The 13,989-nt window shown below is 40.0% G+C and carries 9 protein-coding genes and 1 pseudogene; 9 read left to right on the plus strand and 1 reads right to left on the minus strand.

What is annotated here, in order from left to right; translation table 11 throughout:
• Nucleotides 1-636: 636 nt before the first annotated feature.
• The 4 genes and pseudogenes from ADA55_RS06815 to ADA55_RS06830 all read left to right on the plus strand — a co-directional run.
• A pseudogene (locus ADA55_RS06815) lies at nt 637-1,878 on the plus strand (amidohydrolase); the annotation flags it as partial.
• Between the two features lie 173 nt (nt 1,879-2,051).
• The gene (locus ADA55_RS06820) at nt 2,052-3,257 is read left to right on the plus strand and encodes an MFS transporter (protein WP_048681048.1); all 1,206 of its coding nucleotides are present in this window, start codon (nt 2,052-2,054) and stop codon (nt 3,255-3,257) included.
• Nucleotides 3,258-3,706: 449 nt separating this feature from the next.
• Nucleotides 3,707-4,093, plus strand: a complete 387-nt coding sequence (locus tag ADA55_RS06825; protein ID WP_048681051.1) for a VOC family protein — start codon at nt 3,707-3,709, stop codon at nt 4,091-4,093.
• A 213-nt stretch (nt 4,094-4,306) separates the two neighbouring features.
• Nucleotides 4,307-5,191 carry a DMT family transporter gene (locus ADA55_RS06830; RefSeq protein ID WP_048681055.1) on the plus strand — a complete coding sequence of 295 codons (885 nt, stop codon included), beginning with the start codon at nt 4,307-4,309 and terminating at the stop codon, nt 5,189-5,191.
• Nucleotides 5,192-5,277: 86 nt separating this feature from the next.
• Here ADA55_RS06830 and ADA55_RS06835 read toward each other — a convergent pair whose 3' ends face one another.
• Complete coding sequence (locus ADA55_RS06835) at nt 5,278-5,964, minus strand: ArsR/SmtB family transcription factor (RefSeq protein ID WP_048681058.1); 687 nt, start codon at nt 5,962-5,964, stop codon at nt 5,278-5,280.
• Nucleotides 5,965-6,441: 477 nt separating this feature from the next.
• On the opposite strand from ADA55_RS06835, the gene ADA55_RS06840 reads away from it, so the two are divergent.
• The 5 genes from ADA55_RS06840 (at nt 6,442) to ADA55_RS06860 (ending at nt 13,704) form a co-directional block, all read left to right on the plus strand.
• Nucleotides 6,442-7,215, plus strand: coding sequence for a hypothetical protein (locus tag ADA55_RS06840; protein WP_152908333.1), 774 nt, complete (start codon nt 6,442-6,444; stop codon nt 7,213-7,215).
• Between the two features lie 449 nt (nt 7,216-7,664).
• Nucleotides 7,665-9,077 carry a DHA2 family efflux MFS transporter permease subunit gene (locus ADA55_RS06845; protein WP_048681064.1) on the plus strand — a complete coding sequence of 471 codons (1,413 nt, stop codon included), beginning with the start codon at nt 7,665-7,667 and terminating at the stop codon, nt 9,075-9,077.
• Between the two features lie 509 nt (nt 9,078-9,586).
• On the plus strand, nt 9,587-9,688 hold the full coding sequence (larC, locus tag ADA55_RS31345) for a nickel insertion protein (protein ID WP_373689792.1): 102 nt from the start codon (nt 9,587-9,589) through the stop codon (nt 9,686-9,688).
• 35 nt (nt 9,689-9,723) lie between these two features.
• A complete protein-coding gene (larC, locus tag ADA55_RS06855) occupies nt 9,724-9,933 on the plus strand; it encodes a nickel insertion protein (protein WP_048681068.1) in 210 nt (69 codons plus the stop codon).
• Between the two features lie 843 nt (nt 9,934-10,776).
• Entirely contained in the window at nt 10,777-13,704 is a 2,928-nt protein-coding gene (locus tag ADA55_RS06860) for an endo-1,4-beta-xylanase (protein ID WP_048681072.1), read from the plus strand.
• Nucleotides 13,705-13,989: the final 285 nt, after the last annotated feature.

Consider the following 13,989-nt stretch of genomic DNA (forward strand, 5'->3'; position numbering starts at 1 on the left):
GGGGTTCAGAATTTTTTAATTCCGAACCCCTTTTGTCTACAAACTGAAGCATATCCCTTCGGGTATGCTTTTCTTTATTATAGGGGATAAAGATTTAAGACTGCTACCAATGTGGACATAACTCCACATTGGAAAATGGGAGAGTTATTGCAATTGAGCCCTTGCATGTACCAAAATATGCCTTTTTGTACCTTTTAAGGTCGTTTTATAAAAGATGAGAAAGGATATATAGATATTTTTCATAAGAACGGTAATAAATGCGATGTTTTAAAGCGCTTTACAAAATGTTTCGTATACAACGAACTTTTTTTCTCGGGTTTGGTTATATTTCATCACTTTCCATCTTCATCATCATGGATGATAAGAAACTGTTAGCGATTGGACATATAAACAAGATGTATCTATTTGTCTAACCCTATCAATCGCACTTGTCAATTAACCATGGCAGTTCTGATTGACACCTTAGGGTAAAAAGCACCTAAGCTGCTATTTAATATCCCTGAATAGTAGAATACAACATAATCTTTATTTACCTTCTGATTATTATGAAGTTCTAATAAATAAGCTTAACATTAAAAGTTCTGGATTCCTGTTTTTTAGGTTAATTAGCATTTATGGCCAAATAAAGTCTTTTTAAATAACCCTGTAGTCATCACACACACTTCAGGGCACTTATCCGCAGTAAATTCGCTTGCTTTGCAAATCGCAGGTTTAACTGATGATGTTTCTGATCCCCAAGGCGGACATTATGGACGGGATGAGAACGGAAGACTGAATGGGGTAATATATGAACCAGCGGCAATGGCACCAATAAATAATCACATACCACAAATGACAATAGGGCAACAGGTTGACATGTTAGGAAAGGCTTCAAAAGATTATGTAGCTCAAGGAATTACCACGAATACAGATGCTGCAGTTGGATTTAATAATTTGGAAGATTTAGAGGTTCATCTTAAAGCGGCTGAACAAAAAATTAATCCGATGCGAACGAGACTGATGATCATGCATCAGCAGCTTCGTGAAGGACAGCCATTCGGGGGTTATTCTCCAGCTCAACTGGACCTGGAACTCAGGGAAAGGTCTGTGGGATGGGTTAAATTAGATAGCGCAAAAATGTTTCAGGACGGCTCCATACAAGGATTAACAGGAGCTTTACGTCTTCCATATTATCAAAATCAAGATGTATATGGAGATTTCATTCATCATCAGGAAGCATTTAATGAAGAAGTCTTAGACCTGCACAGACGAGGGTTTAGGATCACAACGCATGGAAACGGGGATCGTGCGATCGGCTCGATATTAGCGGCATATGAATATGCTTTATCCAATAGCCCTCGTACAGGGCATCGTCATAGAATCGAAGATGTCCAAACCGCAACCACCGAGGACATCATGAAGATGAGGGAACTTGATGTAGCCGGATCCTTCTTCATCAATCATGTATATTATTGGGGGGACAGGCATAAACAAATTTTCCTGGGTCCGGAGCGTGGAAGGCGTATAAGTCCGTTAGCTGAAGCTGTTGCACACAATTTATTGTTCACGCTGCATTCCAATTGTCCAATTACCCCAATCTCACCCCTATTTTCAGTATGGGCTGCAGTTAATAGAATAACGAGAGAAGGTCATGTTTTAGGTCCAGAACAGCGCATTGATGTAGAAACAGCTTTAAAGTCGATGACTATTTTTGGCGCAAAACTAAATTTTGATGAGTCACGATCAGGCAGCATAGAAATTGGAAAACAAGCAGACTTTACCATTCTCGAGGCTGACCCTACAGCTGTTCATCCAGAAGAAATTAGGGACATAGCAATTTTGGCCACCTTCATAGATGGAAACCCAGTATATGGACAAGAAAAGGTAATGACTACTTAATTTCTTACCGGAAATTTACTGCGTCTAATTATAAAAGAAAATCCTATATGTTTGACATAAAGCACCGATTATCATTGAACCCGCATCCTCGACATTAGATACTCCATGATCCTGTTTCCTTAGAGTTTAAAAAATTGTGATGAAAATTAAAGCTAAACTAGGGGGCTATGCTAGTGAACAAATTAGCATTCGGTCAAAATCCAAAAATGATTTTGTTATTACTTTTTGCAGGTAATTTGTTCTCGGCACTGGATCGCTTCGTCATTAATTATGGGATTGTCCATATATCCGATGACCTCCAATTGAGCGCATCCTCCACAGGTCTGATATTGAGCATCTTCTTTTTAGGATATGCAATCATGCAGATTCCCGGCGGTTGGATGGCCGATCGTTTCGGCGCTAGAATCGTGCTTATTGTCTCTGTCTTTAGTTTTACCATTTTTACCAGTCTGACAGGATTGGCATGGTCTTTTGTATCGTTGTTGGTCATTCGTTTTATGTTCGGATTGGGGGAAGGAAGTTTCTTTCCTGCTGGGGCCAAAATGATAGCAGTGTCCATTGCGGAAGAAAAGCGATCCCGGGCAATGTCTTTGTTTCTTTCCGCACTCACTGTTGCAGGTGTCATTTCACCCATTCTCGCAGCCACTCTGCTTGTTAGTATCGGATGGAGGATGATGTTTGGCATTATTGGGATTTTTGGGTTTACGATTGGGTTGCTATATTTGTTCTTTTTAAAACCAAGAGTAGGGAGTCAGGGCCCGCGAGAAGTAGATTCCTTAACGGAAGTTCCTGTCAAAGGTTCTTTTATTAAGCTGTTTAAAACCCCCTTGGCCCTTAGTTTGATGGTTGCCTCGTTTGCATATGGTTTCATCAGCTGGGGAGTGATGTCATGGATGCCGACTTACTTGGTGCAGGAACGTGGCCTGAATTTAATTTCCATGGGTCTTTTACAGATGATCCCTGCAATAGCTTCGGTGGCTTTCTATATTATCGCCGGTTATGTACTGGATAAAGTGAAAGTTGGTCGGGAAAAATGGATAGGGGTCTTTAGTGGATTAGGACTAGCGTTATTCGTGTATCTCATGTTTCATGCAGAAACGGTAACGGGAGTTATCATCTATCAATCCATTATACCTATATTTTCCGCAGCCTTATCCACTATCATTTTTAGTCTGCCGCTAAAGTATTTACCGGAAGCAATCGGAGGATCTGCAGTGGGAGTGGTCAATTTAGGGATGCAAGTGGCTGGCTTCATCGCTCCTTTAACGATCGGTTTTGTCATAGACGCTTTCGATGGATCGTTTAATGGGGCTGTTTGGGTTATTGGTTTCATTCGGGGTCGTTTGTTTTATCGCTTTTATGACCTTGAAATCGGGTAGGGAAAATTTCATATCAGAAAATCCACAAACAATTCCTGCTGTAAAATAGATTGATATAAATGAAGGCAAAAGTGGGGGTTCAGATTTATAAAAGTTTGTTCGAAATAGTATATAGAGAGTGATAAAAGTCTTCAGCTTCTATCTTGACAAGCCTGATGTTACTGAATTTCAGTTAACAGGGCTTTTTATTTTTTTATACGATATTATCAATAATATTATTCAAACAGTATGTCCTGGGTATTTTTCATGTTTAAAATACAATTTTTCTAATGTGCTGCAGTTAATCTATTTGGAGTAGTGTTTAGACCTATATCCGATGAAAGGAAAATGGATGTACCAGTATCGTGCAGTGGAGTCCGAAGGAAGCACTGAAATCTAAGTGTTTATTAATGTATAACTTTGGTAAAATTAGTTTATAAAAATAATCAATGTTCTTAGGGAGGACACAAATGAAGGTTAAAAAAATACATCATGTAGCAATAATTTGTTCCGATTATGAAAAATCAAAAAACTTCTATGTGAATATTTTAGGGTGCGATATCGAGAAGGAAACATATCGGTCAGAAAGGAAATCGTATAAATTGGACTTAATCGTCGGAGGGGAATATCAGCTGGAATTGTTCTCATTTCCTGATCCCCCGCATCGTCCTAGTTATCCTGAAGCCAGGGGGCTTAGACATCTTGCTTTTGAAGTGGAGGATATTAAACAAGCGATTGAAGATTTGGAAAAAGAAAACATTCCAGTCGAACCAATCCGTGTTGATGAGTTAACAGGAAAAAGGTTCACTTTTTTTAGTGATCCGGATGATTTGCCTCTTGAAATATATGAAAAATAGGATGAGGTTACCTCTATTTCTTAAGTTGATTTCAAAGATGAATACGATGATTTAAAGAGGTTACTTATAACAATTAAACTATAAAGATTCCCTATGATATGTCGATACCATTAAGTTTGATAAACTTGTATTCCATATTTCGATTAGGGCTGAAATAATCAACAGCTATAATATCTGTAGATCGGTCATTTAAATATGTCAGGAGATAAAAAAATGAATGTTTACAAATTTACACTGTTGATACTTTTAACGACATTTTTGATGGGTTCTTCTTTTGCAGTAGTTAAAATCGGTCTTCCGTATTCATCCCCATTATTATTAGCAGGATTACGCTTCACACTTGCAGGATTCATAATGGCGCTGATCGTAATCTTGTTAAAAAGACCGCATCCAAACTCTAGAGAGGATTGGATTAAAATGCTTATTATCGGCACTTTTCAAACAGCCGGAGTAATGGGGTGCATTTTCCTGAGTTTACGCACGATTACAGCAAGTGAATCCTCCATTCTTACATTCACGAACCCGTTGCTTGTTGTTGTTTTCGGTACGATCTTTTCACAAACACGCTATAAACTATATCAATGGATTGGTGTTTTATTAGGATTAGTCGGAGTAATGATAACGATGGGAGCGCAACTTGAATTTAAGGTCGGTATTCTTTTCGGCATTCTTTCTTCTGTTTTCTGGGCGATTTCCACTTTATTGGCGAAAAAATGGGGGGCGATTTCCGATACATGGGTATTATCTGCCTATCAGATGCTTTTTGGCGGTTTACTGCTTTTACTTGGCAGCTTTATCCTTGAAAAACCATTTTTCATACTGAATGGCAATTCGTTGTTCATTTTATTATGGTTAAGTATCATGTCATCGATCGTGCAATTTGCTGTTTGGTATTACCTTTTACAAAAGAGTGATCCAGGAAAAACAAGTGCCTTTTTATTTTTGGCACCTTTCTTCGGTGTATTATCAGGGTGGGCACTATTAGGTGAACAGATATACACTTCACTCTTGATTGGCGGACTGTTTATCATCATTGGCATCTATCTTGTAAATAGCAATTTCCAAAAGGAAAATAAATTCGTTAAAAGAGCTTTATAGTAATCGCATGGATTTAAGCCGCTAAAGACAGAAAGTCCCTCATGGTGAAAAAGAACCTTTCTTTTTCATCAGGAGGGATTATTAAATTATACCTCTATACAAAAAACTTCTTTAAATCCTTCTTTCCCTTTAGGTGTGACTTTTACTGCGCGAATAGATGGAACACGGACTATCCAGCCTAAATCAAAAAAATGTGTAAGAAGCCCATTCCCTAAAGCTCCGCCAAGATGATGGTGACGTTCACTCCAGTCTAAACAGGAGTGGGAAAATGAACGGCGTTTTCTTCTTAAATCAAGTAAATCGATGCCGAATTCTGAAAAAAAATGATCCCCTTTGGGTGTAACTGTAAACTCTCTCTCTTCTTTTTTCAAATATCCGGCTTTCAACATCGATTCAGTTAATTGGACGCCTAGTTTTCCTGCCAAATGATCATAGCAGGTTCTGGCTTCCTGAAGCATTTTGACTTGACTTGATTGTTTTAACGACCGTACTTCAGGAGGTGGGGAAATGGCCAGAAACGATTCCAAAATGTGCGCAATTTCTCCATTTGCTAGCTGATAATAGCGATGTCGTCCGTGTTTTTCAACTATAACAAGGTTACCTTCCACTAACTTAGAAAGGTGAAAGCTGGCGGTTTGAGGTGTTATTGCAGCCATCAATGCTAATTCGCCTGCCGTATGAAAACGCCCATCCAGTAAACTTGCAAGTATTGTTGCACGTGACGTTTCCCCAAGGAGGGAGGCTATCTCCACCATATTTGGATTTATACTCAAAATAGTTTACCAACCTTTCTGCCGATGGATTAAATAAGTTGAACGCCAATTAATCAGCATTAAAAATAAGTAAACTTATACTTCTATTATACAGTACCGCTGCCCTAGGATATTCGGTATATTCACGATTTCTGCTTTGAAAAAAGAATATTGGACCAACAATAAAATGGAAAGCGTTATTACGTTTTTTTCTAAACATTAATTTTGAGTCGTCTCTACAAGGATTTTTTTGATAAAATGCACGTGATAAATTGGTTGCTTTTTTGGGGAGAGATTATGAAATCAGGTTTGGTTAAAAAGAAGACTGTAAAGAAGAAAGACTGTATACCTTTGGATAAGCGTTTTTTACTGAAGTATATTCTTTGTAAACTAGGCATACATTTTTACATGTTCACTAATAGTAAACGTTCATAATAGTCTTGGAATAAATACCGGTGAATAGTCCCTTTTGTGAATTTAGTAGTTAAATAGGAGGGAATGAAGCGTATGAAAATGTCAGACGTTGGATTTAAAGGTCAAGTTTTTGGATTTATAAAGTTCACACCTTTTGTGGAAAGTTTTTTGTCTGGAGATTTATATATGAATAATTTCAAAAAGTATATTGATATAGAAAGTGCTTCAGGAGAAAAAGGTGTAGGAGACAAATTTGAAGCAGCACATGTTTTTACGGAATTAACAATGAATTTCTTTACTCAAGATACCAATGAATTAATAATGTCGGGGCGAACTAAAAAATTGAATTTCAGAAAAAATATAAATGAAAAAAGACCATTATATTGTATGTATGCAATTATTGGCGATATGTTAAAAGTGGTTAACGAGGATGAAAAGTATTACTATACCAAATTTGATTTACCTAATGAACAAATCGATAAAATGATCAGGGAGTTCGGAGATAGCTTAATTTTTGTTACCCCATCGCAATTTATTGACAGAATTACTAGAACACTCAATGAAAAAGGTTATGCTTACAGAGGGGGCTTGGTAAAATATGATGATTATAACATCAATTCCTCAGCAAGGATGAGCTCTTATAAAAATCAAGGGACTGATATTTATTTTTGGAAAGATAGATACTTTGAAAATCAATATGAATATCGCATAGTTCTCACAGATCAGGAAGTTGATGAAGCCTTAATTGTGAACATAGGTGATATTTCAGACATTAGTACTATTTTTAATGCAAATGAGTTTTTCAGTGATAAATTTGAAATAAGATTAAGAAAGAAAGGAAATCTAAGCATCCATTAAATTGGGTGCTTTTAATTTGCAGGAGGGATAAAGAAAATATTGAGCTCTTTAAGAAGTAAATAGAAGAGTTAAAATAACCGCGAATCTAGGATTATCACTTGATATTCAAAAGCCCAGCATGATTTTGCTACGTAGCTCTATCTTTATCTTCTGAATCTGGAATATTTATAAACCACACAGTTCAAACCAATACTAGTGAGTGTAAATGTGTTTATTATAATTCTTGTTATAGTAATTATTAAAAAAAGAGAGCGCCGTTCAATAGAGTACAAAATTCAGCAAAACCACTCTGAATATGACGACTTTCTTCTATATTATTTGTAGGGAAAGTAAGTGTTTAATGCCACTTTATTGCTTTTATTTTTAACAGCAAATTACTGGAAATCTGATGTAAATTCGTGTAATCTACAAAAGTATGTTTTTTTCCAAATCGTAAAGGGGGACCATAATTGAGTTCAACAAATCGTAAACAGACAACAATTGTCGCTCTTTTGCTTGCGGGTACATTTATTGCGATCTTGAATCAAACATTAATGATTACCGCCATTCCTCCTGTAATGGAGGAGATGAATGTTACGGCAAATAGTGCACAGTGGCTAACAACCGTTTTTATGCTGGTTAATGGGATCATGATCCCTGTTAGCGCGTTTTTACTGGAGCGCTTTACCACCAGACAGCTATTCCTTTCCGCGATGGGGATTTTTGCTATTGGTACATTGGTAGCGGGGCTGGCTCCAAATTTTGGAATGCTGCTGCTAGGACGGATGATTCAGTCGAGCGGAGCCGGAATCATGCTCCCGTTAATGCAAACAGTCTTCCTAATGATTTTCCCTGTTCATAAACGGGGTGCAGCCATGGGACTGGTCGGGCTGGTCATTTCCTTCGCGCCGGCTATCGGTCCCGCTTTATCTGGCTGGGTTACGGAGACCTACTCATGGAGGGTATTATTCTTTATCATTCTTCCAATTGCTATTATTGATATCATAGTTGCGTTCTTCGCTTTAAAAAATGTAACAGAAGTTACACGGCCAAAAGTGGATGTGCTTTCGATTGTTTTATCTTCCGTAGGTTTCGGTGGATTATTGTATGGATTTACAGCGGCTGGTAATTATGGCTGGACAGACGAGAGTACCATCATATCCCTAGGCATTGGAACAATTTCACTTGTTTGGTTTATCAAAAGGCAATTGCGATTGAAGCATCCAATGCTGGAGTTCCGTGTGTTCACGTATTCATTATTCCCAATTGCCATTATTATTGGAGCCATTACCTTTATGGGTCTGATAGGTGCCGAAACGCTCATCCCGCTATTTATGCAAAACATGCGAGGATTTACTGCGTTTGAAGCTGGATTAGCCATACTTCCTGGAGCACTTATTACCGGAATAATGTCACCGTTCATTGGCCGTATTTTTGACCGGATTGGGGCCAGGTGGCTGGTTATTGGCGGATTACTCCTCATAACCGCTTCCTCCTTTACTTTTATGGATGTTGGTCCTTCGACAAGTTTTACATTTATAATGGTCATGTACAGTATACGGATGTTCGGATTAGCCATGGTTATGATGCCTGTTTCAACGGCCGCCTTAAACCAGCTGCCTAAACGGTTAATTGCCCATGGTGCAGCAATGGATAATACGATGAAAATGATTGCCGCATCTGTAGGTACAGCAATACTTGTTACTGTAATGACAACAGCTACCGAAAATGCTCAGCAGCGTCCCGAGATAGTACATCCTGATATGTATGGCGCGCAAATCTCATTTATTGTCATCGCTGTACTTTCGTTAATTAGCTTCCTCATTTCTTTTAAAATAAAGGATAAAAAATCAGCAGGAAAAGAGATCGGGGAGAAGAATTAAATATTAGAATTCGAGTTTTTAACTAAATAATTAGAACTCCATTTTTTAACTTGTTATGAACATTTTCCAACGCCGCCCCTGGCGGCTTTCCCTCCCAGGCCCTAACATTCCTATGTCGTGCCTACCTAAGGGATTCTAAAAAAGAGGGAAACAAGTCATCCAGATGATTTGTTCTCCCTCTTTTTTCATTTTCTTAATTTAACCATTTTAGAAACTGGATCGTTTAAGAGCGCGCCATTCAATAAAGTCCAAAATCAGCAAAAACCCCTTTGAATATAAAGACCTTCTTATATATATTCCCCCATATTCCTCCGACCACAAATGAATCGCATGGCGTCCTTTTTCAAAAACTTTCACTAAATATATTTCTAAAGTGAAAAGCTGCACATGGCCAGACTCTTCATAATCTGATAGACATCCACTCCTTTTAAGTGAGAAATGATTGAAAAAGTATGCCTGAAGGTGTGAGGACCTAAATAAATTCTCCCGGATATTTTATGTAGCTCATCCTGGATGCGGGAGCCCTCGACACTTTTTACACTCCGGTTTATATGAAAGAAAAACTGTCCGGAACCCTTGTCACTGTTTTGTCTTGCCTGAACGGCCTGTGAAATTAAAAAAATCATCCTATTGGAAACAACCACTGTTGGAGTACGAAAGAGGTGATCTACAGAAGGATTTTGGAAAGGGAAATTGTTGCATCAAAACTCCTTATGGAACGATCAGGTTCAAACAAGGCATGATGGATGGGAGGGTAATAAGGCAGTTTCCTGAATATGGCGATGTGAAGGATCCGGCAAGGAAACATGAAGTGCCATTTTATGAGGTATATTCGGCAGCTCTTACAAGCCTTTAGACACTTAGCTAAATTTTTTGACAAAAAACCGCTAAGAAAGAGGTTTTTTCCTTTTAAATAAGCCCCAAATCAGAATAAATAATTCTAGAATAACGATTGATTGAATAATTGAAAGATTCAGTAAATGATATTGACACAAATTGGACACTGAGCTAGTATTGAAAGCAGATAGTTCATTAATGAAAAACACAGTTTTATATTATAAAACAATTATTCTCTTAAAAAGAAAAATCCTGAAAATTTATAATATAAAACAATGGGTTTCAGCCGAATGAAAGCGGTCACAAAACTTAAGAGGAGGAGGCCGCTTTTGAATTTTTACCTCTATTAAAACTGTATTTGTAAAAGTCTAGTGTGCCTGAACTCACGAATGGTAAAGTGGTGGCTAATGATGGAAAGACAAAGGACATGTCATGTAGGGACTTGATGCTTGCATTGAAAAAGACAGGGAAAATAGCACAAGGCTCAAAACAACACCACTCAGAGCTGGAGACCACAAAGGAATAAAACACCTTTCACACAATGAAACACCCATAGTATGCAGCTTGAAAGATTTGCAGCCGTTACGGGTGGAGGTTAGAAACAACTGGTGAAAGCCAGAGAAATAAAGGTATTAGTCAAAATTCATTTAGTATTTTGACACTACGTAAACCAGAAGGGAGGTAATTACGGATATACAGAAATATCTTTTTAGAGAGTGTATGCATGGTGTATTTGGTATGTATAATCAACCAGAGTATTCGTATAAATCCAAATTATGATGGGACTACCGGAATGAATTATTGTATCTATTAGTGATGTACCATCAAAACAACAAATAACAAAAAAGAAGGGATCAAAGTTATGAAAGGAATGACTTTTTTTAAGAAAAAAGCTAGAAACCTACTGACATATTTTTTAGCTCTGGTTTTTACCTTGAGTTCTTTTCCCGCTACCGTATTGCCGGTCATCAATGCTTCAGCGGCAGAGGTTGACAATGGGAAGGCTCCGGGAACTTCAGCGAAAGAGGTTGTGTCGCTGAAAGAAGTCTACAAGGACCATTTTCTTATCGGCAATACTATTAGCCCGGCCGACTTAACGAATGCAGCAAAGTATGATTTTATGAAGTTCCACTATAACGCGCTGACGCCAGAAAACGCTACCAAGCCGGACTCCATATGGTCCAACCCAACTCGAGATCCGTCATTCACATCAGCCGACAACATGTTAACTCAAGTCAAAGCCGACGGTTTCTATACGATTGGACATGCCTTGGCGTGGCATAATCAGTCAGCTGGCTGGCCGCAAAGTGGTCAGAATTATACCGAGGCAAGGGCCAGCTTGAAAAGGTATATTTCTACAATCGCCGGACACTATAGTCAGGGTCCTTATAAGCTCAACACCTGGGATGTTGTTAATGAAGCAATGAGGGATAATCCGGAAAATCCGACCGATTGGCGGAACGCGCTTCGCTCCGGCATTCAACCAATGGAACGGCCGTCCAGATGGTTTGAAGCTTACGCTAACGGCGGAAACGGGTGGGATTATATCTATGATGCCTTCCTGTTTGCGCGTGAGGCCGCCCCGGACGCAATTCTGTATTACAATGACTTTAACGACGAGGAACTTGCCAACAAGGCAATCGCGATTGCCTCAATGGTCAACGAGCTCAACGAAAGATACGCGAATGAGCACCCTGAGGTAAACGGAAGGAAACTGATCGAGGGCATCGGGATACAGGGGCATTACAACCTCCGACTCAATGTAGATAATTTAGAGGAAGTTTTAAAGGTCTATAGTGAAACCGGGTGTGAAATCAGCATAACCGAACTCGACGTACAATTCAACGGCACTTCAGCCGAAGTTCCCCCTACCGAGGCGCAATTGAAGGAGCAGGCGGAATTGTATGCCAAGCTGTTCATGCTATATAAGAAGTACTCCGATAATATAGAACGCGTTACATTCTGGGGCGTGGCTGATAACAACAGCTGGCGCAGGACGGGTTACCCGCTGCCATTCGACTCCAGTGGTGCACCAAAAGAAGCATATTGGGCCATAATAAATCCGGAGGCCTATCTCGGGCTAGATGATTTGCCGCCAAAGCTTACGTCGTTTGACTTCGGTGGTGAGGTTTTCAATGTCGCGGGCAAAACCGAATTTGATGTTAACGTGCCAAAGGACGTGTCAAAGATTGACTTCTCTGCCGCGAACATCGCACACAAATACCCTGACGATGATGTTGACGTCAGCGTTACACTCAACCCCGCAAGCGGCGCGGTGGGCGCAGAAAAGCCTGCCGTGGCGACGGTGAAAATCGCCCGGAAGGACTCCCCTAAAATATCGACGACGTATACGATAAACTTCGGGCATATGACCGCCGAATGGGAGAAAGACCAAAACTATAAGGATACGGGCTACCGCTCATCCGTCAATATCCGCTTCAGCGACGGTGAACCCCAATTCAAACTGTTTCAGGAGTTCTATAATCGAGACGACGGTAAACTGGCAATGCTTAACAGTAAGGAATTCCAGCCCTTACCAAAACATACAGGTGGTAAGCTCACTATTAATACAGATAGTAGTATAGACGATGATCATTTGAAAACATTGAAATTAAAGAAGTCTCTGTGGGATCAGAACTGGGCTCCGATTAATCAGGCCCGTGTTACAGACTTCACTGTCCCAGAAAATTTTTGGAGATTGGCCAAAACTATCAAATCCGGTAAGACTTATATCGTTGTATCCGCCAACTCAGGTCTGGCTCTGACCAATAGGAACGTGACATCCGTCCCGGCGACCGGCGGTGTAACAAACGCCAAACGAGGGCTTTCGGGGACGCCTGTCACCATAGTTGACGACATTATTGTAGCGCCGGAGCTGATCCAGGACAATACGAGACTTATCTTTAATGAGAGTACCAGCCCCGATCCGGGACCATACACAAGGGCGAATGGTTACACTGGATACACAATGTTAAGTCTGGTTCACGGCGGCCTTGTGGCCCCCTCTATTTTGTGGCGGGATTTAAGCAGCGACATGACGGCTCCATTACGCACAGACACAACTATTGGAGATAGTGCATTAGATCGAGCGGTATGGTTTAACACGGGTATAGACCCCGATACCGGCGAGACGACGCTATTTTCCCATACTGGTTCAAATAATTACACTTATGCGCTGCACGGAAGCGAAAACGGTTTTGTCGGCCAAGGAGGCACGGCCCCTCTGGAGGACTATGCAGCTGCTAGCCGTGTTAAGCTGTATGAGTACGTGTCCGACTATTCGTATGAAGACTTAACGAGTCTGGGCGCAGAAATAAGCCTCGACCCGGTGGAGCGTATCGTGAGTGAGCGTGACGCCAATATCCCCATTACGGCGGATGTACCTGACGGTTCCAAAGCGGTGTTGAAAAAGGACGGCGTTTCAGTGGCTTCCTCGACATTCGCAAACGGCAAAGCGGTGATCAGCGTTAAAGGCAGCGATGTTGACGCCGGCGCGAATTATGCAGTCGTAGTGTATGATGGTTCCAAAATACTTGGCGTGGTAATTCTCCCGGTAGTCACTGTCGTCAGCGCGACGCCAACGGCTACGGTAAAGAAACTCAATGGTAATCAAAAACGACTGACAGTTACCGTTACGGAAGAATACTCCGACGATTCGGCGGAGCCTTTCACTGAAGAGGTACTAATCAGGAATAACGTGGCAGACGTTTATCAGGTGGGACCATATAAGGTTTATGTGGACACTAAGGGCAACAACAAGATTCGTAAATGCTATATTATGAACGAGTAGCAGCAAGAAGCTGAACAGCAACACGCAGCACAGCAAAACAATGTGCAACAGCCTATTGAAAGTCCACAATAAAAAATAGCTTCCTTTTATTGACGAACTTTCTTTCAAAGCATTTCAAAAAAACAGTGGTGTTATTCAATCAACTCCAGAAGGTTTATTGTTAGCAAAAATAAGTAGTCCTATGGGCTACTTTCAGTTTGTAGACAAAAGGGGTTCGGAATTAAAAAATTCTGACCCCCTTTTGAAATTCCCTTTGAATTTTCGCCTAAAGTTTAGAGATTGGGG

The organism is Bacillus sp. 220_BSPC (assembly GCF_001054655.1).
In the GTDB taxonomy this organism is placed as follows: domain Bacteria; phylum Bacillota; class Bacilli; order Bacillales; family DSM-1321; genus Peribacillus; species Peribacillus frigoritolerans.

What these genes read in the sequence shown, in the direction of transcription:
- ADA55_RS06825 (WP_048681051.1), top strand. Translation starts at nt 3,707, where the DNA reads ATGAAGGTTAAAAAAATACATCATGTAGCAATAATTTGTTCCGATTAT.
- ADA55_RS06830 (WP_048681055.1), top strand. Translation starts at nt 4,307, where the DNA reads ATGAATGTTTACAAATTTACACTGTTGATACTTTTAACGACATTTTTG.
- ADA55_RS06840 (WP_152908333.1), top strand. Translation starts at nt 6,442, where the DNA reads ATGAAGCGTATGAAAATGTCAGACGTTGGATTTAAAGGTCAAGTTTTT.
- ADA55_RS06860 (WP_048681072.1), top strand. Translation starts at nt 10,777, where the DNA reads ATGAAAGGAATGACTTTTTTTAAGAAAAAAGCTAGAAACCTACTGACA.